Source organism: Bradyrhizobium zhanjiangense, from assembly GCF_004114935.1.
In the GTDB taxonomy this organism is placed as follows: Bacteria; Pseudomonadota; Alphaproteobacteria; order Rhizobiales; family Xanthobacteraceae; genus Bradyrhizobium; species Bradyrhizobium zhanjiangense.
In genome coordinates this window covers 80,222-102,625 of sequence record NZ_CP022221.1, presented here as the reverse complement: position 1 = coordinate 102,625, position 22,404 = coordinate 80,222, and the positions used below count along the sequence as shown (strand labels likewise).

Genomic DNA, 22,404 nt, shown 5'->3' with positions numbered 1-22,404 from the left:
AATGTCGGCGAACGTGATGCCCAGAACTCCGGATCATTGCGGCTCAAGTGCGTCGCGAATTGCCTTCGCATTCCGCTCAAAATCTCTCGGGTCGCCTTTCGCCCTGCCTGGAGCGGGATACAGCCAAATGTGCGCATGCGGCACCTCTTCGCCCATGATGCGGGAATGTATTTCCTCGCAGAACGCCTTCTGCATTGCGCGCGCAACCGTCCGTACGACTTCGAAATACGCGCCAACGTTCGGTACGTCCCAGACCCAGCGCTGGTGTTTCTTTGGGATGATGAGAGTGTGCCCGGGGGATTGCGGGCGAATGTCGAGAAAGGCGAGATGTTCCTCGTCCTCATACACTTTCGCTGACGCAATCGCGCCGCTGACGATTTTGCAGAAAGGACAGTCGATCATGGCTGGGCTCTTTCCCGCGACTGGCGCGGATCGGACGAAATCGGAAAGCGTCGTAACATGTCGAGCACCTCGCCGTCGGAGACCTGCCCGAAATCCCGATAGTAGTAGCCGATGGCGGCGAACGCGGTATGTTCCTCAAGACATACGAAATCATCACATTCTGCGCGCATTTGCGGGACAATCTCGGTCGGTGCAACGGGAACCGCGAGGACGAGCCGGCTTGGATTTCGCTTTCGCGTCGCCTGCAAGGCGGCCCGCGTGGTGGCGCCGGTCGCAATGCCATCGTCGATAACGATTGCCGTCCGACCGGAAATCTCAAGACGTTGACGATCTCCCAAATAGCGCTGACGCCGCCTCTCTATCTCGGCAATCTCCCTGCGGCACTCGGCTTGGAAATCAGCTTCGCTGACGCCTCCGAGCCGAATGACATCATCATTGCGCACCACGATCGGTGCGCCACCATCTACGACGGCACCCATTGCCAACTCGTTTTGGAACGGGACGCCGACCTTGCGAACGATGATGAGATCGAGCGGCGCATGCAGCGCGGCTGCGACCTCAGCTGCCACGGGCACGCCACCCCGAGGGAGCGCCAGAATGGCTGGGTGCTGGTTCCCGTACGTGGCGAGGGGCGCCGCCAACTTTCGACCCGCTTCGATTCTATCTCTGAACGGCATGTCGCTATCCTGCCTTCGAACCCGCTCCTGGAGCCATAGGAGTGAGGTAACGGGCGAACCATCGTGCTGCGTGGTCTGTCACTTGTTCGAGGGCTCCCGGTTCCGAAAAGAGATGACTGGCTCCCGGAACGATCTCGATTGCCTTGGGTTCTCGAAGCCGCGCAAATGCATCTTGATTGAGTTCGATCACCCCGAAGTCATTGCCGCCGATCACGAAGAGGGTTGGAGCATTGACTTGATCGATTGCATCGCCGGCGAGATCGGGACGGCCGCCGCGTGAGACGATAGCGCCGATTCGGCTGCGGAGCCGGGCTGCTGCCATGAGCGCTGCTGCTGCTCCCGTGCTCGAGCCGAACAGACCTACCGCAAGCCGAGCCATGGTCCGGTCCTGATCCAGCCAGCGCACCGCATCGAGCAAACGGTCGGCCAGCAGCTCAATGTTGAATACATTCGCGCGGTTCGCTTCTTCATCGAAGGTCAAGAGGTCCAACAGCAGGGTCGCTAGCGCATGATCATTGAGAGCGGCGGCAACTGCCGTATTGCGCGGGCTGAAGCGACTCGATCCGCTTCCATGGGCAAAGACGACTACGGCACGGCTGCCTTCGGGAATGTGTAATATACCGGCAAGCCCCCTAGGTGGAATGGAAACGTCCCGGACCTCACTGCTCCGTCCCGGTCGAGCACGAGCAACCATTTTCGCTCTCACTTCTTATTTCCTTTGCTACCAACGGGCGCTGCCAGCTTTGGTTTCGTAGCTCCGGAAGGCCTTCGCGTCGGCTTCGACAAGCCGCCCGGCGACGGGGCGGGAACCGCTCCTGTGGTATCGCTCGCCCAGATTGGCCGGCCCAGATTGGGATGAAGGCCTCTAAGGTGCAGGCGATCAATGCAACTCGGCAAGCGGGGGCTGCGCCGTTCCTGCAGCGTTGATGGACGCCAGCAATGGAAGCGCGAGAGCAGATCGAGAGCGAAATCCGCGAGCTGCGGCTGCGTGACAAAGTACACTTTCTGAGCCGGCGAAATGTGTACCCGGAAGGCGCAGCCACCATCACCACTCGCGAGACCCATATGTCATGGGTCTTTCTCGTCGGGGACAAAGTCTACAAGCTGAAGAAGCCGGTCCGCTTTCCATATCTTGACTTTTCCAGCGTAGCCAAACGTGAGGCTGCATGCCGGGCTGAGCTGCGCCTCAATCGCCGCCTCGCCCAGGACGTATATCTCGACGTCGTGCCGCTGGTCTGGTCTCATAAGGGGCTTGCCATCGGTGGCCCAGGGGAGGCGGTAGATTGGCTCGTCATGATGCGTCGCCTCGACGAGCGGAATATGCTGGACAACGGCATTGTTGATGGGGATGTCAAAACTTGGGAGCTTGATCGGCTGGCTGCTGTCCTTGCCCAGTTCTATCGGCGTGCACAGCCTACCTTCATTTCGTCGGCCGTCCGACTAGCCGAATGGTACCGAAGCCTCGACTATAATCGGCGCGTCCTTCTTGACAGGCGGCTCGCGATGCCGGCAGGGCTGATACAGTGGATCGACCAGATGCAACGCCGTTTCCTCGATCGCCGATCAGACCTCCTCGCCGATCGCATCCGTCGCCGAAAGATCATCGATGGTCACGGCGACCTGCGGCCCGAGCACATCTGGCTTGGCGATCCAGTTCGCATCATTGACTGCATCGAATTCAATCCGCGCCTGCGTGCGGTCGATCCATTTGACGAGATCGCTTTCCTTGACCTTGAATGCGAGCGCCTTGGGGCAGGATGGATCGGCGAGTACATTACACGACGGATACGGCAAGAACTCAAGGACAGTCCGGGCGACGAGCTAATGACGTTCTATCGGTGTCATCGTGCAACATTGCGCGCCCGTCTTGCGATCGCCCATCTCCTCGAGCCCGAGCCGCGCAGTCCCGAGAAGTGGCCGCGGGTCGCGCGCCAATATCTTCGCCTGGCGGCATCGGACGCAATCAAGCTGGTTGGATTGCTCAGAAGACCAGGAGGTCGGCGAGATCGCGGTTCTCGTGCAGCCGGCGTATCGTCTCGGCGAGTAGTGGGGCGACAGGGAGGACTTTGACCTTGGCGCGCGCAGCAGCATCGTCAATTCGAACGGGCACCGCATCGGTCACGACAAACTGCTCAATGGCAGGATTCGCAACGACCTCGGCGGAGCCAGGCATGAATAGCCCATGTGTCACGAAAGCCAATACGCGACGGGCGCCGGCGCGCCGGGCCGCCTGCGCGGCACGCAGCAGCGTGGTTCCGGTACTGATCAGATCGTCAATGATGAGCACCGTCGCATCGGCTGCATCGCCGACGAAGAGATCGCCCGAAACCACGCCGGCGCTGCGGTGCTTGTCGACGTACCCCTTGCCGATCGGACGATGCAGCGTGACTTCCAACGCTTCTCGCAAGAGTTGTGCGCGCTTCACGCCACCGGGATCCGGAGACACCACGCTGAAGCTTTCATCCATTAATTGCGCGGCAAACTTAACGAATAGCGTTGTCGACGTCAGGGCGACGGTCCGGCAGCGGAAGGCATTTTCGAACGCAACCGGATTGTGCACCTCAAGGGCGACGACGGCGTCGGTACCAACAGCCTCAAAGAGGCTGCCAATGTAGCGCGTCGTTACCGGGTCGTTGAGCTTGGTGCGGCGATCCTTTCGCGCATAGCAAAGATACGGCACGACCGCGGTGACGCGAGCGGCGCCGCAGTCTTTGAGAGCGCCGATGAAGAAGAGCAATCGGCATAGCTTGTCGTTTACGCTCTGGTTTGGCCCGTTATGCAGGGTTTGTATCACGTATGCATCTGTGCCACGGACCGAATCGAGGGGGCGCGCCTTGTGCTCGCCATCCTCGAACTCACGCTCCTCGTGTGCAGCAAGCGACCAACCCAACGCCTGAGCCGTGGCTTTGCCAAGATCGGCCGTCGCGTTCAGCGCGAACAGCCGCATCTCGGAGTGGCAGGCCAATTCCGCCATCTATAGCTCCGTTCGCGAGATGACCGGCCCCGAGCGGGATGGGATCACTTCCGCGTTGGCGGGGCTGCAAACGCGAGACCCCAGCTTCAAGGGGATCCCACCATTGAACAAATGAGGCCAATGCTGAGTTCCCGGTATGGGAGAGGTGCCATCCGGTCTCGTGAAGCTGCATATGCGTGCCTTTCAAAAATGAAAGGCGTAAATGTGCCCGTCGGCGCCCACATAGAGGCGGTCCTGCGTCGCGATCAGCGTCTGGAAGCGTCGGAGGCCGCTCAAGGCCTCGCTTACAAAAATCGGTTCGCCGGTATCGCCGCGGAACGCGTGCAGCCGATTGTCGCCTTCGGCGCCAACAATCCAAACAATCGGGTTGGAATGGCCGTCCGTGGTGGTCGCAACGGGGGAGCCGCGGCCGCGGAGCGCACCGCACCAGGCAGTGGCCATCGCCGGCGGGGGGCCTGCTGCGATCTTCAAGACCGTCAAATCGTGACCGCGGCCGGGCTGCGGGCAATGCGCTCCGGAGGCCTGGAAGGCAACAAAGACATCATCGCCGACGCGATAGGCGGCCGGCGAGGTGACGATCGACGACTGGGCTACTGTTTCGACCGCCAGCTGGCCGCCGACGCCGCCGAGACTATTTCGATCGAGAAGATAAGCCTTGCCATCCTTCCCCAGCGCCAGGATCAGAGCGCGGTCCCCGCCCGCTCCGGATAGGTTGAAAGTAAGCGGATTGCTGCCCCCGAGATCCGCATCGGCGGCATCGAGTGTTTTCCAATCCGATGGCGCAAAATAGTCCCTCTTGTCGTCTCTGCGGCGCAGGTCGGGTCCAAAGTGAAACACGGCTTCACCGTCGCTCCAGGTCGGCGCGCCGAGCGTATTCCCAGTCGCAAAGTAGATGTCCTGCTCGGAGACGCTCAGACCGCCCGGCGCCCAGATCCCGCCCCCTCGCCCACGCGTTTCGAAGCTGACATGCTTGCCGGGCTCGCGCAGGGAAAGTCCGACCACCCAGCCGTGATAGTTCCCGCAATCACCAAAATGGCCACTGAAGGCGACATAGACAGTGTCGTCGAGAAGCGTGAGCGCCGCGCGCTGGTTGTGGACGCTCGGGTCGAAATGTCGTCCTGCCTTTTGCAGAAGGTCGGCCACATCGATCGGCCAGCCGGGGAGAACGCTGCCATCCTTTGTCGAAAGCGCGAACACTTCGTGGCGCGGGCCGTTTCCTCGCTCCACGGCAGCATCGAAATAGATGGCTTGGGTTGCAGGGTCGATCACCGGCGTCCCGGTAATACCAAGCGGATCGATATTTCCGCACGGCAGCGACGAACGGCGCACTGGACGCCCGACCACCCGCCTCCACAATTCCTTGCCGGTCGTCGCGTCGAGGGCCTGGACGACGTCGTCCTCGGTGGCCACGAATAGCATCCCGGCGTTCGCTCCAGGAGGACGCCAGTACAGCGGCTGAGCGTACATCGAGCCCGCGACACGGGCGTTGAACGTGCGATCCAGCTGAACCGATCTGGCTTTATCCCAGGATAGCGCGGGAACGACGTACTGGCCGCTTCGGCTGTTGTCGCCATGATAGGTCAGAACGGAGCCGTCTTGAGCAAGGGCGGATAGCGGCGATAGCGCAAGTGCAAATAGTCCCACCCTCCAGGCAGGACGGGCTGTCCTCGAAAAAGCGCGTCGGATGTTCATGTGCGCCTAACAGCCCCGTGCTGCTCCGGTTCCATCATCGTGGGCACATGAGCTGAGGCGTTTCGCACTCGCGCTCATCGAGCGCCGGTTTCACTCGCTCTTCGCGAGGACGTCGGCGACCTCGTACAAATGAGGATCGATATCGTCGGTGAGACTTCCGAACTGACTCCAGGCTTTGCGAAATTCAGGTGACTGGTGCGCGGCCCGTAGGAGATCACGGCTTTCCCATTGAATGTAATTCACGATACGACGCCCATCGAGGCTGCGATGCAGGCTGACGGAAATGAACCCCGGCTGACGCTGCATGAAGCGAGCTCGCTCCCTCATGAGCGATAGGGCCTCGGCCTGCTTCTCCGGTTCGGCTTCGATGATCGTAATTTGCGTGACCGGCTGCTGGCCGATCTGGATTTGTGGCATGGCGATCTCCTTTCACGGTATTATCGATCGATCTCCCCAAACACGATGTCCAGCGACCCGATGATCGCCGAGACGTCGGCGAGCAAGTGGCCGCGGCAGAGTAGGTCCATCGCCTGCAGATGCGCGAACGATGGAGCGCGGATCTTGCACCTGTAGGGTTGGTTGGTCCCATCGGAAACCAGATACACGCCGAACTCGCCCTTGGGGGCTTCCACTGCCGCATAGATCTCCCCGGCAGGCACGTGAAAGCCTTCTGTGTAAAGCTTGAAATGATGGATCAGGGCTTCCATCGAGCGCTTCATCTCGCCGCGGCGCGGAGGAAAGATCTTGTTGTCCTGCACTGCGACCGGACCTTGCCCGTCAGGAGCGCGGAGTTTGGCGATGCACTGTCGCATGATGCGCACCGACTGGCGCATTTCTTCCATGCGGACCAGATAGCGGTCATAGCAGTCACCGTTCTTGCCAATCGGAATGTCGAAATCCATCTCCGGATAGCATTCATAGGGCTGCGCCTTGCGAAGGTCCCAGGCGGCGCCCGAGCCACGCACCATGACGCCCGAAAATCCCCACTCCCAGGCTTGCTTCAATGTCACCCTGCCGATATCGACGTTGCGCTGCTTGAAGATACGAAGTCCCGTCAGCAGCCGATCCAGATCGTCCACCACGCGCAGGAACGGATCGCAAAAGGCTTCGATGTCATCGATCAGCTTCGGTGGCAGGTCTTGATGCACGCCTCCGACACGGAAGTAATTTGCGTGCATGCGCGCACCGGACGCGCGTTCATAGAACACCATCAGCTTCTCACGCTCTTCGAACCCCCACAGCGGTGGGGTGAGCGCCCCGACGTCCATCGCCTGGGTTGTGATGTTGAGCAGATGCGAGAGCAGCCGTCCGATTTCACAGAACAGCACGCGAATCAGTTGGCCGCGGCGCGGCACTTCCAGGCCAAGCAGCCGCTCCGCTGCGAGGCAGAACGCATGCTCCTGGTTCATCGGTGCGACATAGTCGAGCCGGTCGAAATACCCGATCGATTGCTGATAGGTCTTGTTTTCGATCAGTTTTTCGGTTCCGCGGTGGAGCAGGCCGATGTGAGGATCGACGCGACGGACCACCTCGCCATCAAGCTCCAGCACCAGGCGCAGCACGCCGTGGGCCGCAGGATGCTGCGGCCCAAAATTGATGGTGAAATTGCGGAGGCCTTCTTCCTCCATGGCGAACTCACGGCTGCGGCAGCGGGTCCGCGCCCGGCGTAGCAGCAACGCGGCCCAAGCCTTGGTCGTTCCTAAAGCCCCGTAGCCTCCTCCAGCCCCGTTGCGAGGAACTACACGGCCGCACCGCGTCCCGGCCCGAACCTAGGAACACGTGCGTTTGCATTCCGTTGAGCAGGGTGCAGGGCAGAAGAGTTGAGCACGATTGGCTGCGACATGGTTTCTGTGCGACGGAGGCGCGGCGACCCGGAGGCGGAGGTCTCGGAGGAGATCGTCGAAAAAGGCGACATCTATTTTGCCTACCGACCCCGGATCGAGGAAGATAAGGCCGAAGACCTCGGCGACATCCAGCGCTTTTACATGGTGATGAAGCCGGAACGACAGGCCCGGCTTCGTGTGGCGGTGCTTGGGCGCAAGCGGCTGCCCGAGGCGCGCGATCATGAACGCATCTGGGGGTTCATCGAAGCGATCAGGTCCGGCCCGGCCGTCGAGGACGAATTCCGTGAGCATCATTATGCGACCAGGACGCGCGGTGAACGCACGCTGCCGCCGGTCCGGCCCGCCGGCGAAGGCGTCTATGCGCTAATCAAGCGCGGTCGCAATCTCCACTTGAGCTATGAACTCGAACTGCCACGGCGGCCCGGCGAAGTCCAGGAGGAGCTGAATATCGAGCGCCAGGCGGCGTACATTCTGTCTATCAAGAACCCCGAGGCCGGGTCTCCGCCCGGCGCAGGACTGTCAGAGCGGGAAGAGGCGCATTACCCCAAACCGGTCGAGCGGCAATTCCGCGGCCGGCGCTTCGCATCCGAAGACCCGCATCTGCTCGACTATGAAGGCGCCGAGTTCATCCTGATCGGCGCGCGCGTCGATCCCGAGCGCGCCTATGGGGTCGATATCGAGACCGAACACGAGACGGCCCGCAATGCCGACATTTTCCGCCAGCTCAAGATGTCGCCGCGCGAGCATCCCATCGGTCCGCTGATCAAGGGCGAATGGCAATAAAGGCAGTGCGTGGTCGGCTTTCCAGGTGCTTGAACCAAGGAGACCGCATATGAACCGGACGATCGAACTGTTGGCGCAAGGCCAGAGCTGCTGGATGGATGATCTCACCCGGCGAATGATCGATAGCGGCGATCTGGCACGGCGGGTTGGCGAGGAAGGCTTGCGTGGTATCACGTCGAATCCGGCCATCTTCGAGAAGGCGGTCGCGGAAGGCGCGGATTACGACGATGACATCGTTCGCGCAGCCGTGGCGGGCCGATCCCCAGCCGGCATCTATGAAGAACTCATTACCAGCGACGTACGGAACGCCTGTGATATCCTGCGCCCGGTGTACGAGGAGACCGCGGGTGTCGACGGTTTTGTGAGCCTCGAAGTATCGCCCCACCTCGCGCACGACACAGAGGCCTCGATCGAGGAGGCGCGGAGGCTGTGGACACTGGTCGACCGGCCCAACCTGTTCATCAAGATTCCCGGCACTCCGGCAGGGGTTCCGGCCATCGAGCAGCTGCTGTTCGAAGGCATCAACGTCAACATCACGCTGCTGTTCTCGATCGGCCGCTACGAGGCGGTGGCCGAGGCCTACCTGCGAGCGCTTGAACGGCGGCTGGACGCAGGCCAGCCGATCGAACACATCGCTTCGGTCGCAAGTTTTTTCCTCAGTCGCATCGATGTGCTCGTCGATCGACTGTTGCGGCAGCGCATCGTGCCCGACCGCCTGCCTCCCGATCCTGATCCACGCAGCCTTCTGGGCAAGGTCGCGACCGCGAACGCCAAGCTCGCCTATCAGGCATTTAGCCGTATCCGGGCGAGTAACCGCTGGATGGCGCTCGCCGAGAAAGGCGCGCGGGTACAGCGGATGCTATGGGCAAGCACCAGCACCAAGAACCCGGACTATCCGGATCTCATGTATGTCGAACCGTTGATCGGTCCAATGACCATCAACACGATGACGCGCAAGACCATCGCAGGGTTCCGCGACCACGGCACTGTGCAGGCCACGGTCACGCACGATGTGCAGCGCGCGCGGCGCGTCATGGAAGATCTGGGTCGGCTTGGGGTGTCGTTCGATCTGGTCACGGCCCAGCTCGAGAACGACGCGGTCCAGAAGTTCATCGATCCGTTCGACTCGCTGCTCAAGCTATTCGCCGCCAAGGGTGAGCGCGCTGTGGCGTTCCGTGGTGCGGCCGATCTGCGCGCAGAGGCCCGCCGGCTGCGGCGACTGGTGATCCGCATGACGACGGAAGCGGGCTCGGGTCATCCCACCTCTTGCATGTCGTGCGCCGATATCGTGGCAGCGCTGTTCTTCCGCGAGATGCGCTGGGATCCGCTCGACGCAGCCGCGCGCAATGTCGATACGTTCGTTCTGTCGAAGGGCCATGCGGCGCCAATCCTGTGGGCGGCCTTGCACGAAGCCGGCGCCATCAGCGAGGATCCGCTGTCACTGCGGCGGATCGATAGCACGTTGGAAGGCCATCCGACGCCGCTCAATCCATGGGTCAGGGTCGCGACCGGATCGCTCGGACAGGGGCTTGCGGCGGCCAACGGGCTCGCAGCGGCGAACCGCCTGGACCGCATCGATGCCCGCGTGTTCTGCCTGCTTGGCGACGGCGAATGCTCGGAAGGCTCAGTGTGGGAGGCCGCGCAGTTTGCTTCGCTCAATGGCCTTGCGAACGTGACGGCGATCGTTGACATCAACGGTCTCGGCCAGAGCGAGGCGGCGCCCTATCACCACGATACCGCAGTGTTCGCGCGTCGGTTCGCGAGCTTCGGCTGGCGCACCATCGAGATCGACGGTCACGATATGACAGCGATCCTTGCGGCATTTCGGACCGCGCATGACGGTGGCCCGACCGCCATCCTCGCGCGTACCATCAAGGGCAAAGGGGTCTCGTTCCTGGAAGGAGCGGACGGATGGCACGGCAAACCGCTCGACCGTAAGCAGATGTCGCAGGCACTCGACGAACTCGGCGATGAGACGCAGGCGCCGCCCGTCGTCGAGCCACGTCGGGTCGGCCAGATGGCGCGCCCGCAGCGCGTGGCCGCGACACACTCCCCTCCCGCCTATCGGCTGGGTGATAAGGTCGCCACCCGCGAGGCGTTCGGGCACGCGCTGGCGAAGCTCGCTGGCGAGGAGCCAGCGCTGGTAGCGCTTGACGGCGACGTGAAGAACTCCACCGGAACAGAGCCGTTCGCGGCCCGATACCCGGAACGGTTCTTCGAGAGTTTCATCGCCGAGCAGAACATGGTCGGCGTCGCCCTCGGACTCGCAGCGGCGGGCAAGATCCCATGTGCAGCGACGTTCGCCTGCTTCCTCACGCGCGCTTATGATTTTATCCGCATGGCGCAGTATTCGCGGCCCGCCCATCTCGTCCTGTGCGGCAGCCATTGCGGCGTGTCGATCGGCGAGGACGGCCCGTCGCAGATGGGCCTTGAGGATCTCGCCATGTTCCGCGCCCTGATCGAAAGTACGGTTTTGTATCCGGCAGATGCGGTGAGCGCCGAGCAGCTGACCGCGATGGCGGCGCGTACCAATGGCATCGTCTACATCCGGACGACACGGCCCAAGACGCCGGTGATCTACTCCAATGCAGAGGAGTTTCCGATCGGCGGCAGCAAGGTGCTGCGCTCGTCGCTGCAAGATCGGCTCACTGTCGTTGCGGCTGGTATTACGGTGCATGAGGCGTTGGCCGCTTCCGACATGCTCGATGCACGTGGGATTTCGATCCGCGTGATTGATGCCTACTCGGTGAAGCCTATCGATGTCGTCACGCTATCGGCAGCCGCTCGTGACACCGAGGGGCTGATTGTCGTCGAGGACCACGCGATCGATGGCGGGCTGGGCGATGCCGTGTCGACCGCGGTTGGCTCGACGGCGCCGGTGCATCGGCTGGGGATTGCACGACTGCCGCGCTCTGGCACGAAAGACGAATTGCTCGACAGGTACGGCATTTCGTGCCGCTCGATTGAAGAGAAGGTCCTGCAGTTGGCTGCCTGAAGCAAAAATAAACCCCGCCATCCAATGATTGGAATGACGGGGCTCGAGCTTTCACTTTTTCAAGGATTCCACCTTTCAAAAGTTACTTGCTCTGACTGGATAACTGCCACACGGCGCAGTCGTTCCCGGAAATTTTCGTCCGCGGCCTGTGTTAATGCAGCTCAGTTCCCCGGCATCCAAATAAGAAGTTCCCGGAGCACCGTGCTGAACCCGCCCCTTGAATCAGAGGAACACGCCCCGCTACAGGTCGGTGTTGGACTCAGGCGGTGGCGGAACTCTGGTTGTGCTGCTGGCTCGGCCGCGCGATTCCATGCAGCGCCTTGGCAGTCCCTGCCGACTGGCGCACCAAATCGCTAAGCGACACGATCCCGACCAGGCGCTTGTTCCGGTCTACCACGGGCAACCGTCGTACCTGGATCTCACTCATGTTCGTGCAGACGTGAGATATGTCCTCGTCTTCGAAGCAGTATTTCACCTCTTGGGTCATCGCGTCACGGACCTTGCTGTTCGGGCCTTTGCCGTCCGCGATGCAGCGCACCGCAATATCGCGGTCTGTGATCATGCCCACGAGGCGGTCACCTTCACCCACGGGCAATACGCCACAATCGCACTCTTTCATCAGCTTTGCTGCATTCTGTATCGTGTCGTTAGGATTTACGACTTTCGCGTCGCGCGTCATCACCTCGCTGATCTTCTTCATGGTCAACTCCTATGCCGATCTGCCCCAACAGATTTCGATTAAGCGGGGACTTCTTCGATTGATATCAACACAACGGAGGCGACAATCGCGCGTTCCAAAGACGACACTGGTTCTGATCCGTGCAGAGATAAGAACGTCACGGCCTGTTTCAGCTTGGCCCCACCGCCATGCCCTTCTCGGCGAGTTCCTTCTTCGCATGCTCGTTCTTGCCGAGGTGTGTCAGGCGCATCCCGCGCAGCACGTTCGGAGCCTTGGTGAACTGGACGTTGTCATAACCAACGATCTCGATGCGGTTGCCCCACGGATCGCGAAAATCGAGGAAGGGTCCATCGATCACGGCGACACCTGCGGCATCCAGTGCCTTGCGCGCCGCTTCCTTGTCGTCGACCACGAGCCCGAAATGGCGGCCGTCGTCCGCTGCTTGCCGGCGGCCTTTCTGCAGCGCGATGAACTGGTCGCCCAGATCGATGAAGGCCATGGTGTCGGTCTTGCCACGTAGCTCGAAGCTGAACAGACGGCCGTAGAATGCCAGTGCTTCTTCGATCTCTCCGACCTCCAAAGCTATGTGGTTGAAGCCAATGGCGCGCGGCCTTGCGAACTCAGTCATTGGATTCTCCTCTTTTGCCTACCTATCGATCAGGTGGGTAGACTCAGCCCAGGCCGCAATCGGGTATGAGTCCCCCAGCCACGGCGGACCTCGAGCGATCAGAAAGCGAATCCATGTCACAGCGCGTTGCTCCTCATTACGTTGCCTTGGGAACAGCGCTGACACGGCTGCATTTTGTCAGGGAAGAGATAGGTTCCTTGCGATGGCGGCGCCCGGTTGACTGACATTCTGTTAGCCATCGGGCCTCATCCCACCAACTTCCACCTTCCATCCCCCGCGCGCTTCAGGGCCGGGTCGCTCACCCGCACATGCTCGGCGAGGAAATCGATGAACGCGCGGACGCGTGCGGGGAGCGGCGCGGTGTGGCCGACATAGACGGCGTGGATGTCTTCGCGGTCGCCGGGATTGTAGCTTTGCAGCACCGGCACGAGGTGGCCCGTTTCAATGTCGGGGCCGATGTGGAAGAGGGCGAGGCGCGCGAGCCCGACGCCGCCGAGCGCAAGGCGGCGCGCGGCTTCGCCGTCGCTGGCGCGCGCGACGGGCGGCGGCACCGCTTCCTCGGTGTGGTCGCCGCGCTTGAATGGCCAGCCGCGGATACTGCGCGGAAAGGTCCAGCCGATGCCACGGTGATCGGCGAGATCCGCCGGCGTCTTCGGCGTGCCGCAGCGTGCGAGATAGTCCGGCGCGCCGACCACGACCATGCGGCTGGTGCCGAGTTTCCGTGCGACGAGGCGCGACGCACGCAATGGACCGACACGGATCGCGACGTCGGCGCGTTCCTGCATCAGGTCGATCAGCGTGTCCGTGAGCACGAGATCGAGCGTGACTTCGGGATGCGCTTCCAGGAAGCGCGGGATCAGCGGCATCACATGCAGCATGCCGAACGGAATGTTGCAGTTCACCGTGAGGCGGCCGCGCGGGGCCGCACCGGAGGCCGCCTCTCGTTCGGCTTCCTCCATCTCTGCGAGGATCCGCACGGCCCGCTGGTAGAACGTCTGGCCTTCTTCGGTCAGGGTCAGCTTGCGCGTGGTGCGGTTGACCAGGCGCGAGCCGAGCCGTGCCTCGAGCCGCGAGATCAACTTGCTCACGCCCGACGGCGTCAGGCGCAGCTTTCGTGCGGCCTGCGTGAAGCCGCCTAAGTCGACGACGCGGACGAAAACCTCCATCTCGGCGGAGCGGTTGGTGTCGAAGCGGGCCATGTTGAATTCACGTCACAAATGATTGGATTGCGGACATTCTAATGGTTTTGCTGCGGTGCGGCTATCTGCGTGGCTCGTCTCATCCATCGGAGCCACGCATGCCTCCCGCCGTCCTTGCGCTCACCGCTGGTGCCTTCGGCATCGGCACCACCGAATTCATCATCATGGGCCTCTTACTCCAGGTCGCCGCCGAGATGCATGTCTCGGTGCCGGTCGCGGGCCTGCTCATCTCCGGCTATGCGCTCGGCGTGTTCGTCGGCGCGCCGGTGCTGACGCTCGCCACACGGCGCATGCCGCGGAAGTCCGTGCTGCTGGCGCTGATGGCGATCTTCACGCTGGGCAATGCCGCCTGCGCACTGGCGCCGAACTACGAGCTGCTGATGGCCGCCCGCGTGCTGACATCGCTCGCCCACGGGACCTTCTTCGGCGTCGGGTCGGTGGTGGCGACGAGCCTCGTCGCCGAGGACAAGCGGGCCTCGGCGATTGCCACCATGTTCATCGGCCTCACGGTCGCGACACTGCTGGGTGTGCCCTTCGGCGCCTGGTTCGGCCTGATGCTCGGCTGGCGCGCGGCGTTCTGGGCCGTGACGGTCATCGGCGTGATCGCCTTTGCTGTGGTCGCCGCGCTCGTGCCCGGCCATGTCGGCAACGGCGACAAGCCGGTCTCGCTTGCCGAGGAAGTCTCGGTGCTCGGCCGCCCGCAGGTGCTGCTCGGCCTTGCCATGACCGTGTTCGGCTTTGCCGGCCTGTTCGTCGTCTTCACCTATATCCAGCCGATCCTGACGCGTTTCACCGGCTTTTCGGAGGCCGCAGTCTCGCCGATCCTGCTGGTGTTCGGCGTCGGGCTCGCGATCGGCAACGTCGCCGGCGGCAAGCTCGCCGACCGTGGCCTCGCCGGCGCGCTGATCGGAACGCTCGCCGCGCTCGCCATGGTGCTTCTTGGCCTTGCCGCCGTGCTGTCGGTCAAGATCCCGGCGGTCGTGCTGATCCTGCTGCTGGGCATCGCCGCTTTTGCGACCGTCGCCCCGCTCCAGCTTCGCGTGCTGGAAGCGGCAGGCCCCAATGGCCGCACGCTCGCCTCCAGCCTCAACATCGCCGCGTTCAATCTTGGCAACGCCCTCGGTGCCTGGGCCGGCGGTGTCACCATCGATCGCGGGCTCGGCCTTTCGGCGCTCCCTCTGGTCGCAGCCGGCATCACCGCTGTCGGTCTCGTGCTGGCGCTGTGGAGCCTCCGGCTGGACCGCGCGCAAGCCGCCGTTGCGGCTTGTCCGGCGGAATAGCGCAGCGGCGCGTTCGCGGACAATTCGCCGCGCCGCGCCATCGCGCCATGCAGAAAACGCACCTGTACACGTCCTTTCGCCATCCGTAACGTCTGCGACGCAATTTCAGGAGATGCGACGTGGCGAAGACGACGACCAGGAAGAAAGCGGCTTCGAAGAAACCGGCTAAGACCTCGAACAAGAAAGGCGCAAGCCGCAAGGGCATCGTTGCGAAGAAGGCAAAGAAAGCCACGCGGCTCGAGCCGGCCTCATCGCGCCGTCCCAAGGGGCCGGCCTGGCAATGGTCGGCGGTCGAGACCGCGGCTGCCATCCGCTCCGGTGCAATCTCCGCCGTCGAGACGGTCGAAGCGCATCTCGAACGGATGCACGCCATCAATCCGAGGCTGAACGCCGTCGTCGTCGATCTCTCGGAAGAGGCGTTGAAGGCTGCGCATGCGGCCGACAGGCAGCGCGCCAAGGGCGGCGAGCTCGGCCTCCTGCATGGCGTGCCTGTAACCATCAAGGAGAATGTCGACTACGAAGGCCGACCAAATTTCAACGGCGTTCCTGCCAACGAGGACCTCATCGCGCCGTCGGATTCCCCCGTGGTGCGCAACTTGAAAAAGGCCGGCGCGATCGTCATCGGGCTCACCAATACGCCGGAATTCTCCTTCCGCGGCTTCACCGACAATCCTCTGCACGGGCTGACGCTGAACCCATGGGATCCGAACATCACCTGCGGCGGCTCCTCCGGCGGCGCTGGCTCGGCGGTCGCCGCCGGCATTGGCACCATCGCCCATGGCAACGACATCGGCGGCTCCTTGCGCTGGCCAGCGCATTGCAATGGCATTGCCACCATCAAGCCGACGCAGGGACGCATCCCCGCTTTTAACGGAAGCGCCACCGCCGAGCGGCCGATGCTGGCCCATCTGATGTCGGCGCAGGGGCCGCTCGCCCGTCACGTTGCCGACGTTCGCCTCGCACTGGAGGTGATGAGCCAACGCGATCCCCGCGATCCCTGGTGGGTGCCGGCGCCGCTGGCCGGGCCGAAGCCGAAGGGGCCGATCAAGGTCGCGCTGGCAAAGATCCCCGATGACATGGACGTCGATCCGCAGGTCACTGCGGCGCTGCGCCACGCCGCGGATCATCTCGAGCGGTCCGGCTATCGCGTCAGCGAGGTCGAGGTGCCCGACATCAACGGCGTCTGGCAGACCTGGTGCGACATCATCACCAACGAGACCGTGGTGATGCAGGAAGCCAGCATGCTGAAGGTCACCTCCGAGGATTTTCACAAGGCCTGGGGCGGCATGAAGACCAAGGCCAACTTGCTCGATCTCAAAGCCTGGATGCAGGCGACGGCCGCGCGCAATGGCCACATCCGCGCCTGGCAATTGTTCTTCGAGGAGTATCCGGTCGTGCTGGCGCCGACCACGGTGAAGCCGACGCCGGGCCCGCGCGAGGACACGGTCAGTCCCGAGCGCGTGCGCGAGATCTTCTGGGGCGAGATCCGCTTCATTTCCGCGATCAACGTGCTGGGCCTGCCCGGCGCGGTGGTGCCGGTGGCCCTCCACGACGGCAAGCCGATCGGCGTCCAGCTCATTGCCGGGCGCTATCGCGAGGATCTTGCGCTCGATGCTGCGGCCGCGATCGAGAAGCGCGCCGGCGTGCTCGCCCACAGGCTGTGGGAGCAGATGGCTTAGGTGTAGCCTGGCTATCGCCGCGTTGACCTGCCTTCTCCCCAAAAGGGGGAGAAGGCAAAAGTAACGCCGCTGTCGCAGCAAACCTCGTCAATTCGTTAATCCAGTTTAACCCGAATTCTGGCCACCTCGCCAACGAGCGTTAGGGTTACTTCCTCGATCTCTAGGCGAATTATTGTCCGCTTTACCACCCGCCTCTTACAGGAGGACGGCGGACAACGCACATGCCGTGAGGCCAATAAGTGCGGCCCGCCCCACGCGGAGGTGGCACGATGCGCAACGAGACGATCGCTATTCACGCCGGCTACGAACCGGAAGCCACCACGCACGCCGTCGCCGTGCCGATCTACCAAACCGCGGCCTATGCCTTCGACAGCGCCGATCATGGCGCCGCGCTCTTCAATCTCGAGGCCGAGGGCTTTCGTTACAGCCGCATCGCCAATCCGACCAGCGCGGTGTTGGAGAAGCGCATCGCGCAGCTCGAAGGCGGCGTCGGCGCGCTCGCGGTTGCGACCGGCCAGGCGGCGCTGCACTTCGCCTTTGTCAATGTCGCCGATCACGGCGGCAACATCGTTTCCGTGCCGCAGCTCTACGGCACCACGCACACGCTGCTCTCGCACATCCTGCCGCGGCAGGGCATCACCGGCCGCTTCGCCGAGAGCGACAAGCTAGATGCGATCGAGAAGCTGATCGACGAGAATACCCGCGCCGTGTTCGCCGAGACCATCGGCAATCCCGCCGGCAATGTCTGCGACATCGAGGCGCTGGCGAAAATCGCGCACGCGCATGGCGTGCCGCTGATCGTCGACAACACGGTCGCGACCCCCATTCTGCTCAAGCCGTTCGACTACGGCGCCGACATCGCCGTGCATTCGCTGACCAAGTTTTTGGGCGGCCACGGCACCACGCTCGGTGGCGCCATCGTCGATTCCGGAAACTTCCCGTGGGCGAAATACGCCGACCGTTTCCCGGCTTACAACAAGCCGGACGCGTCCTATCATGGCCTCGTTTATGCCGAGCGCTTTGGTAGGACCGCCTATATCGAGCGCGCGCGCAGCGTCTATCAGCGCACAATGGGCTCGGTGCTCTCGCCGTTCAACGCCTTCCTGCTGCTCCAGGGCATCGAGACCGTGGCGCTGCGCATGGAGCGCCACGTCGAGAACGCCCGCAAGGTCGCCGAATTCCTCCGCGGTGACCCGCGCGTCGCCTGGGTCAATTACACGGGCTTCCCGGACAGCCCCTATTATCCGCTGGTGCAGAAATATCTGAACGGTAACGCCTCCTCGCTGTTCACCTTCGGCATCAAGGGCGGCATGGAAGCCGGCAAGACCTTCTACGATGCGCTGAAGCTGATCACGCGCCTCGTCAATATCGGCGATGCCAAGTCGCTCGCCTGTCATCCGGCCTCGACCACGCACCGGCAGATGTCGGCAGAGCAGCAGCGTGTCGCTGGTGTTTTGCCGGAGACGATCCGCCTGTCGATCGGCATCGAGCATTCCGCCGACATCATCGAGGACATCGACCAGGCGCTGGAAAAGGCCTGTCCGTCGTCGCGTCTCCAGGCCGCGGAGTAGGCGGGCGGCGTCGATGACGATCTTGATCGACAGGGATCAACTCATGTCGAGCCCGGCACTGGTGCCGGCCGGGGGTGATCTCGCGCTTGATCGGAGCGGTGCCGAGCTGACCATCGGGCTGATCAACAACATGCCGGACCCGGCGCTGAAGGCGACCGAGCGACAGTTCATGAGGCTGCTCCAGGCCGCCGCGGGCCCGCGCCGCATCCGCTTTCACTGCTTCTCGCTTCCCAGCGTGAAACGCTCACCGGAAGCCAAGTGGCATGTCGAGAGTGAATATTCCGATCTTGCGGATCTCAAGCGCCAGAGATTCGACGGGCTGATCGTGACCGGCGCCGAGCCGGTCGCGCCCGAGCTCGACCAGGAGCCGTACTGGCGCGACCTGACCGACCTCGTCGACTGGGCCAAGGTCAACACGCGCTCGACGATCTGGTCGTGCCTCGCCGCGCATGCGGCGGTGCTGCATCTCGACCGTATCGAACGACGGCGACTGCCGGCCAAATGTCACGGCATCTTCGACTGCGAAGCTGTGACGCATGATCCCCTGACGCGCGGTGCGCCTATGCCGCTCAAGGTCTCGCATTCGCGCCTGAACGAGATCGCCGAGGACGACCTCGTTCAGGCCGGATACCAGGTGCTGACACGTTCGGAGGAGGCTGGCGTCGATGTCTTCGTCCGCCAATATGCCAGCCGTTTCGTGTTCTTCCAGGGCCACCCGGAATACGATGCCTTATCGCTCCAGCGCGAATATCTGCGCGACATCGGCCGCTATCTCGCGCGTGAGCGCGAGACTTATCCGAACCTGCCCGTGAGTTATTTTGACGCAGCGACGGAAGAGAAGCTGGCCCGCTTCGAGAAGCAGGCGCGGCACCAGCGCCATCCGGCGCTCACCAACGAATTGCCTGCGCTGAATTTGCGCGCCGATATCGCCGCCGGCAGCGCCGCGGCGGCATTGTTCCGGAACTGGCTGCAATATCTCGGCGCGGATGCCGACGCGCCGGTCTCGGCGCGCTAGCCAAAGGATGTTGGTTTCGCGTTAGGATTACTTGAGCGTTAGGCTTGCCTCAACCAGCGCACGAATGTTTCAGTAGAGAAATACGAAATCGCAGGAAACGCAGTGTGTGGTCGGAACTCCAGGGACGCGTGAGCAATCGGCTGGCCCGGCATTTCCGCGCCGCGCCGCACCGTTTGCCTGCGCGCGCGCCGATGGTGAGCTTCACCTTCGACGATGCCCCCGATAGCGCTGCAGGCGAAGGTGCCGAGCTCCTGGAGCAGCATGACGGCCGCGGCACGTTCTACCTCTCCGGCAGCTTGATCGATCAGCCGTCGGATCATTGGCATGGGCTGTCGAATGACGCGATCGTGCGGCTTCACCGGACCGGTCACGAGATTGCCTGCCACACCTTCTCGCACCAGTGCGCGGTCGATCTCGACGCGGCCGCCATGGCCCGAGAGATCGAGCGAAACCGCAACTATTTCCGCAGCATCGATTCCTCGATCGTGCTGCAGAACTTCGCCTATCCGTATGGCCTCGCCTCGGTCTGGCGCAAGCCGCAGCTCACAAGGGCCTACCGTTCGGCGCGCGGCATCCTTCCCGGCGTTAACAGCGACGTCATCGACCTCCAGTTCCTGCGCGCGTCGCCTTTGATCGATTGCGAGATCGATCTGGCTGGCATCGATCGCTATTTCGATGAGGCGGTCGAAAGCGGTGGGTGGCTGATCTTCTACGGCCACGACGTCGCCAACGCGCCAAGCCCCTTTGGCTGCACGCCGCAATTGATGCGCCATGCGCTGAAGGCGGCCCGGAAACGCAACATGCCGATCGTGACGGTCGCGGAAGCTTTGCGACGGATCGGGGTGTAGCGGCTCTCTTCCTTCTCCCCTTGCGGGAGAAGGTGGCGCGAAGCGCCGGATGAGGGGTTGTCTCGGCATAGTAGTCTCTATCGAGTTCGCGGATAGAACCCCTCACCCGCCGAGCTTCGCTCGGCACCCTCTCCCGCAGGGGAGAGGGAAGACTGCCTTTGCCCCGCAAACGGCCTTGCCACGCCCGCGTCAGCATGCGACTGGCCTTGTGACGAATCCACGGCCTTGTTCCAGACACGCCCATGTCCTCCCCTTCCACCGCTCCACTGCCAGCGCCGGCCAACGGCCGCGATGCGTTGTCGGTGCTGCATTCGGTGTTCGGACTGCCGGGGTTCCGCGGCGCGCAGGACGAGATCATCCGGCACGTGACGGATGGCGGCAATTGTCTGGTGCTGATGCCGACTGGCGGCGGCAAGTCGCTCTGCTATCAGCTCCCCTCACTGCTGCGCGAGGGCTGCGGCATCGTGGTCTCGCCGCTGATCGCGCTGATGCGCGACCAGGTCGCCGGCCTGATAGAAGCCGGCGTCAACGCGGCCGCGCTGAACTCGTCGCTGACCCCGCAGGAGGCCTCGGAGGTGGAGCGGCGCCTGATCGCGGGCGATCTCGACCTGCTCTATGTTGCGCCGGAACGGCTGGTGACGCCGCGCTGCCTGTCGATGCTGGCGCAGGCGAAGGTGGCGCTGTTCGCGATCGACGAAGCCCATTGCGTCTCGCAATGGGGCCACGATTTCCGGCCCGAATATGTTGGTCTGTCCATCATCGCCGAGCGCTTTCCCGACGTCCCCCGCATCGCGCTGACCGCGACCGCCGACGAGCTGACGCGCAAGGAGATCGTGGCGCGACTTCAGCTAACAGGCGCCCCGCAATTCGTCTCCAGCTTCGACCGGCCCAACATCCGATACGAGATCGTCGACAAGCGCAATGCGGTCTCGCAGCTGAAGGAATTCATCCGCGAGCGTCACATGGGCGATGCCGGCGTGGCCTATTGCCTGTCCCGCAACCGCGTCGAGGAGGTCGCCGCCGCCCTTCAAGACGCCGGCATTGCCGCGCTGCCCTATCATGCCGGTCTCGACAGCAGCGTGCGCTCCCGAAACCAGGACCGCTTCCTCAACGAAGACGGCATCGTCATCGTTGCGACCATCGCGTTCGGCATGGGCATCGACAAGCCCGACGTGCGCTTCGTCGCCCATCTCGATCTGCCCAAGAGCATCGAGGCCTATTATCAGGAGACGGGGCGCGCCGGCCGCGACGGCAAGCCGTCGGCAGCCTGGATGGCCTATGGCCTCTCGGACATCGTGCAGCAGCGCCGCATGATCGACGAATCGGCTGCGTCTGACGATTTCAAGCGGGTCTCGATCGGCAAGCTCGATGCGCTGGTCGGTCTTGCCGAGACGCCGCACTGCCGGCGCCGGCGGCTGCTCGCCTATTTCGGCGAGATCGTGATGGGTGAGAGTTGCGGCAATTGCGATAATTGCCTGACGCCGCCGAAGATGCGCGACGGCAAGGTGCTGGCGCAGAAGCTTTTGTCCTGCGTCTACCGCACCGGGCAACGTTTTGGCGCGATGCACCTGATCGACGTGCTGGTCGGGCGCCTGACCGAGAAGGTGACGCAGTTCGGCCACGACAAGCTGTCGGTGTTCGGCATCGGCCGCGAGCTCAACGAAAAGCAGTGGCGCACGGTGCTGCGGCAATTGGTGGCAATGGGGCATTTGCAGAGCGACAGCGAAGCATTCGGCGCGCTGAAGCTGACGGACTCTTCGCGCGGTGTGCTGCGCGGCGAAACGGAGGTGTGGCTGCGCGAGGAAGCGCCCGGCACCCGCATCCGCTCAAGCCGGGCCAAATCGCGCCGCGGCGACCTCGCGCCCGCGGCGAGCGCGCCGCAAGGCGATGTCGATCCCGAATTGCGCGCGCGGCTGCGCTCCTGGCGTTCCGACATCGCCCGCGAGCGCGGCGTGCCCGCCTATGTCGTGCTGCACGATGCCACCATCGACGGCATCGTCCGGGCCTGGCCGACGACGCTGGACGAACTCCGTAACGTGCCGGGTATCGGCGACAAGAAGCTCGAGCATTACGGCGACGAGCTGCTGCAGATCATCAGGACGAGGTAGGGCTATCCCCGATCGTCATCCCGGACAAGC

At 63.2% G+C, this 22,404-nt stretch carries 19 protein-coding genes; 9 read left to right on the top strand and 10 right to left on the bottom strand.

The genetic code is table 11. From position 1 onward, the window contains the following. Positions 1-33 precede the first annotated feature (33 nt). The 3 genes from XH85_RS00500 to XH85_RS00490 are packed head-to-tail and all read right to left on the bottom strand — an operon-like array spanning position 34 to position 1,569. Positions 34-402, bottom strand: a complete 369-nt coding sequence (locus XH85_RS00500; protein ID WP_128930289.1) for an HIT family protein — start codon at positions 400-402, stop codon at positions 34-36. Then, complete coding sequence (locus XH85_RS00495; RefSeq protein WP_128930288.1) at positions 399-1,079, bottom strand: phosphoribosyltransferase; 681 nt, start codon at positions 1,077-1,079, stop codon at positions 399-401. Before XH85_RS00495 ends, XH85_RS00500 begins: the two co-directional genes overlap by 4 nt. A gap of 4 nt (positions 1,080-1,083) precedes the next feature. Beyond that, on the bottom strand, positions 1,084-1,569 hold the full coding sequence (locus XH85_RS00490) for a dienelactone hydrolase family protein (RefSeq protein ID WP_420837865.1): 486 nt from the start codon (positions 1,567-1,569) through the stop codon (positions 1,084-1,086). A 449-nt stretch (positions 1,570-2,018) separates the two neighbouring features. On the opposite strand from XH85_RS00490, the gene XH85_RS00485 reads away from it, so the two are divergent. Beyond that, complete coding sequence (locus tag XH85_RS00485; RefSeq protein ID WP_206734862.1) at positions 2,019-3,149, top strand: hypothetical protein; 1,131 nt, start codon at positions 2,019-2,021, stop codon at positions 3,147-3,149. Here the strand turns inward: XH85_RS00485 and XH85_RS00480 are convergent. From XH85_RS00480 to XH85_RS00465, 4 genes are all read right to left on the bottom strand, one after another. Further along, positions 3,061-4,053 carry a ribose-phosphate diphosphokinase gene (locus XH85_RS00480; protein ID WP_128930286.1) on the bottom strand — a complete coding sequence of 331 codons (993 nt, stop codon included), beginning with the start codon at positions 4,051-4,053 and terminating at the stop codon, positions 3,061-3,063. The two genes, XH85_RS00485 and XH85_RS00480, sit on opposite strands and share 89 nt — an antisense overlap. Positions 4,054-4,236: 183 nt before the next feature. Then, the gene (locus tag XH85_RS00475) at positions 4,237-5,745 is read right to left on the bottom strand and encodes an outer membrane protein assembly factor BamB family protein (protein ID WP_128930285.1); all 1,509 of its coding nucleotides are present in this window, start codon (positions 5,743-5,745) and stop codon (positions 4,237-4,239) included. A 90-nt stretch (positions 5,746-5,835) separates the two neighbouring features. Continuing rightward, on the bottom strand, positions 5,836-6,162 hold the full coding sequence (locus XH85_RS00470; RefSeq protein ID WP_128930284.1) for an antibiotic biosynthesis monooxygenase family protein: 327 nt from the start codon (positions 6,160-6,162) through the stop codon (positions 5,836-5,838). 20 nt (positions 6,163-6,182) lie between these two features. After that, positions 6,183-7,373: an NADH-quinone oxidoreductase subunit D gene (locus XH85_RS00465; RefSeq protein WP_091893905.1), complete on the bottom strand. Its 1,191-nt coding sequence runs from the start codon at positions 7,371-7,373 to the stop codon at positions 6,183-6,185. A gap of 213 nt (positions 7,374-7,586) precedes the next feature. On the opposite strand from XH85_RS00465, the gene XH85_RS00460 reads away from it, so the two are divergent. Together XH85_RS00460 and XH85_RS00455 are read left to right on the top strand one after the other, a co-directional pair. Next, positions 7,587-8,372: a hypothetical protein gene (locus XH85_RS00460; RefSeq protein ID WP_128930283.1), complete on the top strand. Its 786-nt coding sequence runs from the start codon at positions 7,587-7,589 to the stop codon at positions 8,370-8,372. Positions 8,373-8,421: 49 nt separating this feature from the next. After that, positions 8,422-11,367, top strand: a complete 2,946-nt coding sequence (locus XH85_RS00455; protein WP_128930282.1) for a transketolase — start codon at positions 8,422-8,424, stop codon at positions 11,365-11,367. A 259-nt stretch (positions 11,368-11,626) separates the two neighbouring features. Here XH85_RS00455 and XH85_RS00450 read toward each other — a convergent pair whose 3' ends face one another. The 3 genes from XH85_RS00450 to XH85_RS00440 all read right to left on the bottom strand — a co-directional run bounded on the left by XH85_RS00450 (position 11,627) and on the right by XH85_RS00440 (position 13,873). Continuing rightward, positions 11,627-12,067 (bottom strand): CBS domain-containing protein, encoded by a 441-nt coding sequence (locus XH85_RS00450; RefSeq protein ID WP_128930281.1) that lies wholly within the window; start codon positions 12,065-12,067, stop codon positions 11,627-11,629. A 148-nt stretch (positions 12,068-12,215) separates the two neighbouring features. Continuing rightward, on the bottom strand, positions 12,216-12,674 hold the full coding sequence (locus XH85_RS00445) for a VOC family protein (protein ID WP_128930280.1): 459 nt from the start codon (positions 12,672-12,674) through the stop codon (positions 12,216-12,218). A gap of 245 nt (positions 12,675-12,919) precedes the next feature. Then, positions 12,920-13,873 carry a LysR family transcriptional regulator gene (locus tag XH85_RS00440; RefSeq protein WP_128930279.1) on the bottom strand — a complete coding sequence of 318 codons (954 nt, stop codon included), beginning with the start codon at positions 13,871-13,873 and terminating at the stop codon, positions 12,920-12,922. A 98-nt stretch (positions 13,874-13,971) separates the two neighbouring features. Between XH85_RS00440 and XH85_RS00435 the strand changes: the two genes are divergently transcribed. The 6 genes from XH85_RS00435 (at position 13,972) to recQ (ending at position 22,374) form a co-directional block, all read left to right on the top strand. Next, positions 13,972-15,153, top strand: coding sequence for an MFS transporter (locus tag XH85_RS00435; protein ID WP_164934776.1), 1,182 nt, complete (start codon positions 13,972-13,974; stop codon positions 15,151-15,153). A 119-nt stretch (positions 15,154-15,272) separates the two neighbouring features. Then, positions 15,273-16,832 carry an amidase family protein gene (locus tag XH85_RS00430; RefSeq protein WP_128930277.1) on the top strand — a complete coding sequence of 520 codons (1,560 nt, stop codon included), beginning with the start codon at positions 15,273-15,275 and terminating at the stop codon, positions 16,830-16,832. Between the two features lie 269 nt (positions 16,833-17,101). After that, positions 17,102-18,403 (top strand): O-acetylhomoserine aminocarboxypropyltransferase/cysteine synthase family protein, encoded by a 1,302-nt coding sequence (locus XH85_RS00425; protein ID WP_128930276.1) that lies wholly within the window; start codon positions 17,102-17,104, stop codon positions 18,401-18,403. A gap of 13 nt (positions 18,404-18,416) precedes the next feature. Beyond that, positions 18,417-19,418, top strand: coding sequence for a homoserine O-succinyltransferase MetA (metA, locus tag XH85_RS00420; protein WP_128930275.1), 1,002 nt, complete (start codon positions 18,417-18,419; stop codon positions 19,416-19,418). A gap of 104 nt (positions 19,419-19,522) precedes the next feature. After that, positions 19,523-20,266: a polysaccharide deacetylase family protein gene (locus XH85_RS00415; RefSeq protein WP_128930274.1), complete on the top strand. Its 744-nt coding sequence runs from the start codon at positions 19,523-19,525 to the stop codon at positions 20,264-20,266. Between the two features lie 242 nt (positions 20,267-20,508). After that, the gene (gene recQ / locus XH85_RS00410) at positions 20,509-22,374 is read left to right on the top strand and encodes a DNA helicase RecQ (RefSeq protein WP_128930273.1); all 1,866 of its coding nucleotides are present in this window, start codon (positions 20,509-20,511) and stop codon (positions 22,372-22,374) included. Positions 22,375-22,404: the final 30 nt, after the last annotated feature.

Coding starts and splice junctions, on each gene's coding strand:
- XH85_RS00500 (WP_128930289.1), bottom strand. CDS start 402: ATGATCGACTGTCCTTTCTGCAAAATCGTCAGCGGCGCGATTGCGTCA.
- XH85_RS00495 (WP_128930288.1), bottom strand. CDS start 1,079: ATGCCGTTCAGAGATAGAATCGAAGCGGGTCGAAAGTTGGCGGCGCCC.
- XH85_RS00485 (WP_206734862.1), top strand. CDS start 2,019: ATGGAAGCGCGAGAGCAGATCGAGAGCGAAATCCGCGAGCTGCGGCTG.
- XH85_RS00480 (WP_128930286.1), bottom strand. CDS start 4,053: ATGGCGGAATTGGCCTGCCACTCCGAGATGCGGCTGTTCGCGCTGAAC.
- XH85_RS00475 (WP_128930285.1), bottom strand. CDS start 5,745: ATGAACATCCGACGCGCTTTTTCGAGGACAGCCCGTCCTGCCTGGAGG.
- XH85_RS00470 (WP_128930284.1), bottom strand. CDS start 6,162: ATGCCACAAATCCAGATCGGCCAGCAGCCGGTCACGCAAATTACGATC.
- XH85_RS00465 (WP_091893905.1), bottom strand. CDS start 7,373: ATGGAGGAAGAAGGCCTCCGCAATTTCACCATCAATTTTGGGCCGCAG.
- XH85_RS00460 (WP_128930283.1), top strand. CDS start 7,587: ATGGTTTCTGTGCGACGGAGGCGCGGCGACCCGGAGGCGGAGGTCTCG.
- XH85_RS00455 (WP_128930282.1), top strand. CDS start 8,422: ATGAACCGGACGATCGAACTGTTGGCGCAAGGCCAGAGCTGCTGGATG.
- XH85_RS00450 (WP_128930281.1), bottom strand. CDS start 12,067: ATGAAGAAGATCAGCGAGGTGATGACGCGCGACGCGAAAGTCGTAAAT.
- XH85_RS00445 (WP_128930280.1), bottom strand. CDS start 12,674: ATGACTGAGTTCGCAAGGCCGCGCGCCATTGGCTTCAACCACATAGCT.
- XH85_RS00440 (WP_128930279.1), bottom strand. CDS start 13,873: ATGGCCCGCTTCGACACCAACCGCTCCGCCGAGATGGAGGTTTTCGTC.
- XH85_RS00435 (WP_164934776.1), top strand. CDS start 13,972: ATGCCTCCCGCCGTCCTTGCGCTCACCGCTGGTGCCTTCGGCATCGGC.
- XH85_RS00425 (WP_128930276.1), top strand. CDS start 17,102: ATGCGCAACGAGACGATCGCTATTCACGCCGGCTACGAACCGGAAGCC.
- metA (WP_128930275.1), top strand. CDS start 18,417: ATGACGATCTTGATCGACAGGGATCAACTCATGTCGAGCCCGGCACTG.
- recQ (WP_128930273.1), top strand. CDS start 20,509: ATGTCCTCCCCTTCCACCGCTCCACTGCCAGCGCCGGCCAACGGCCGC.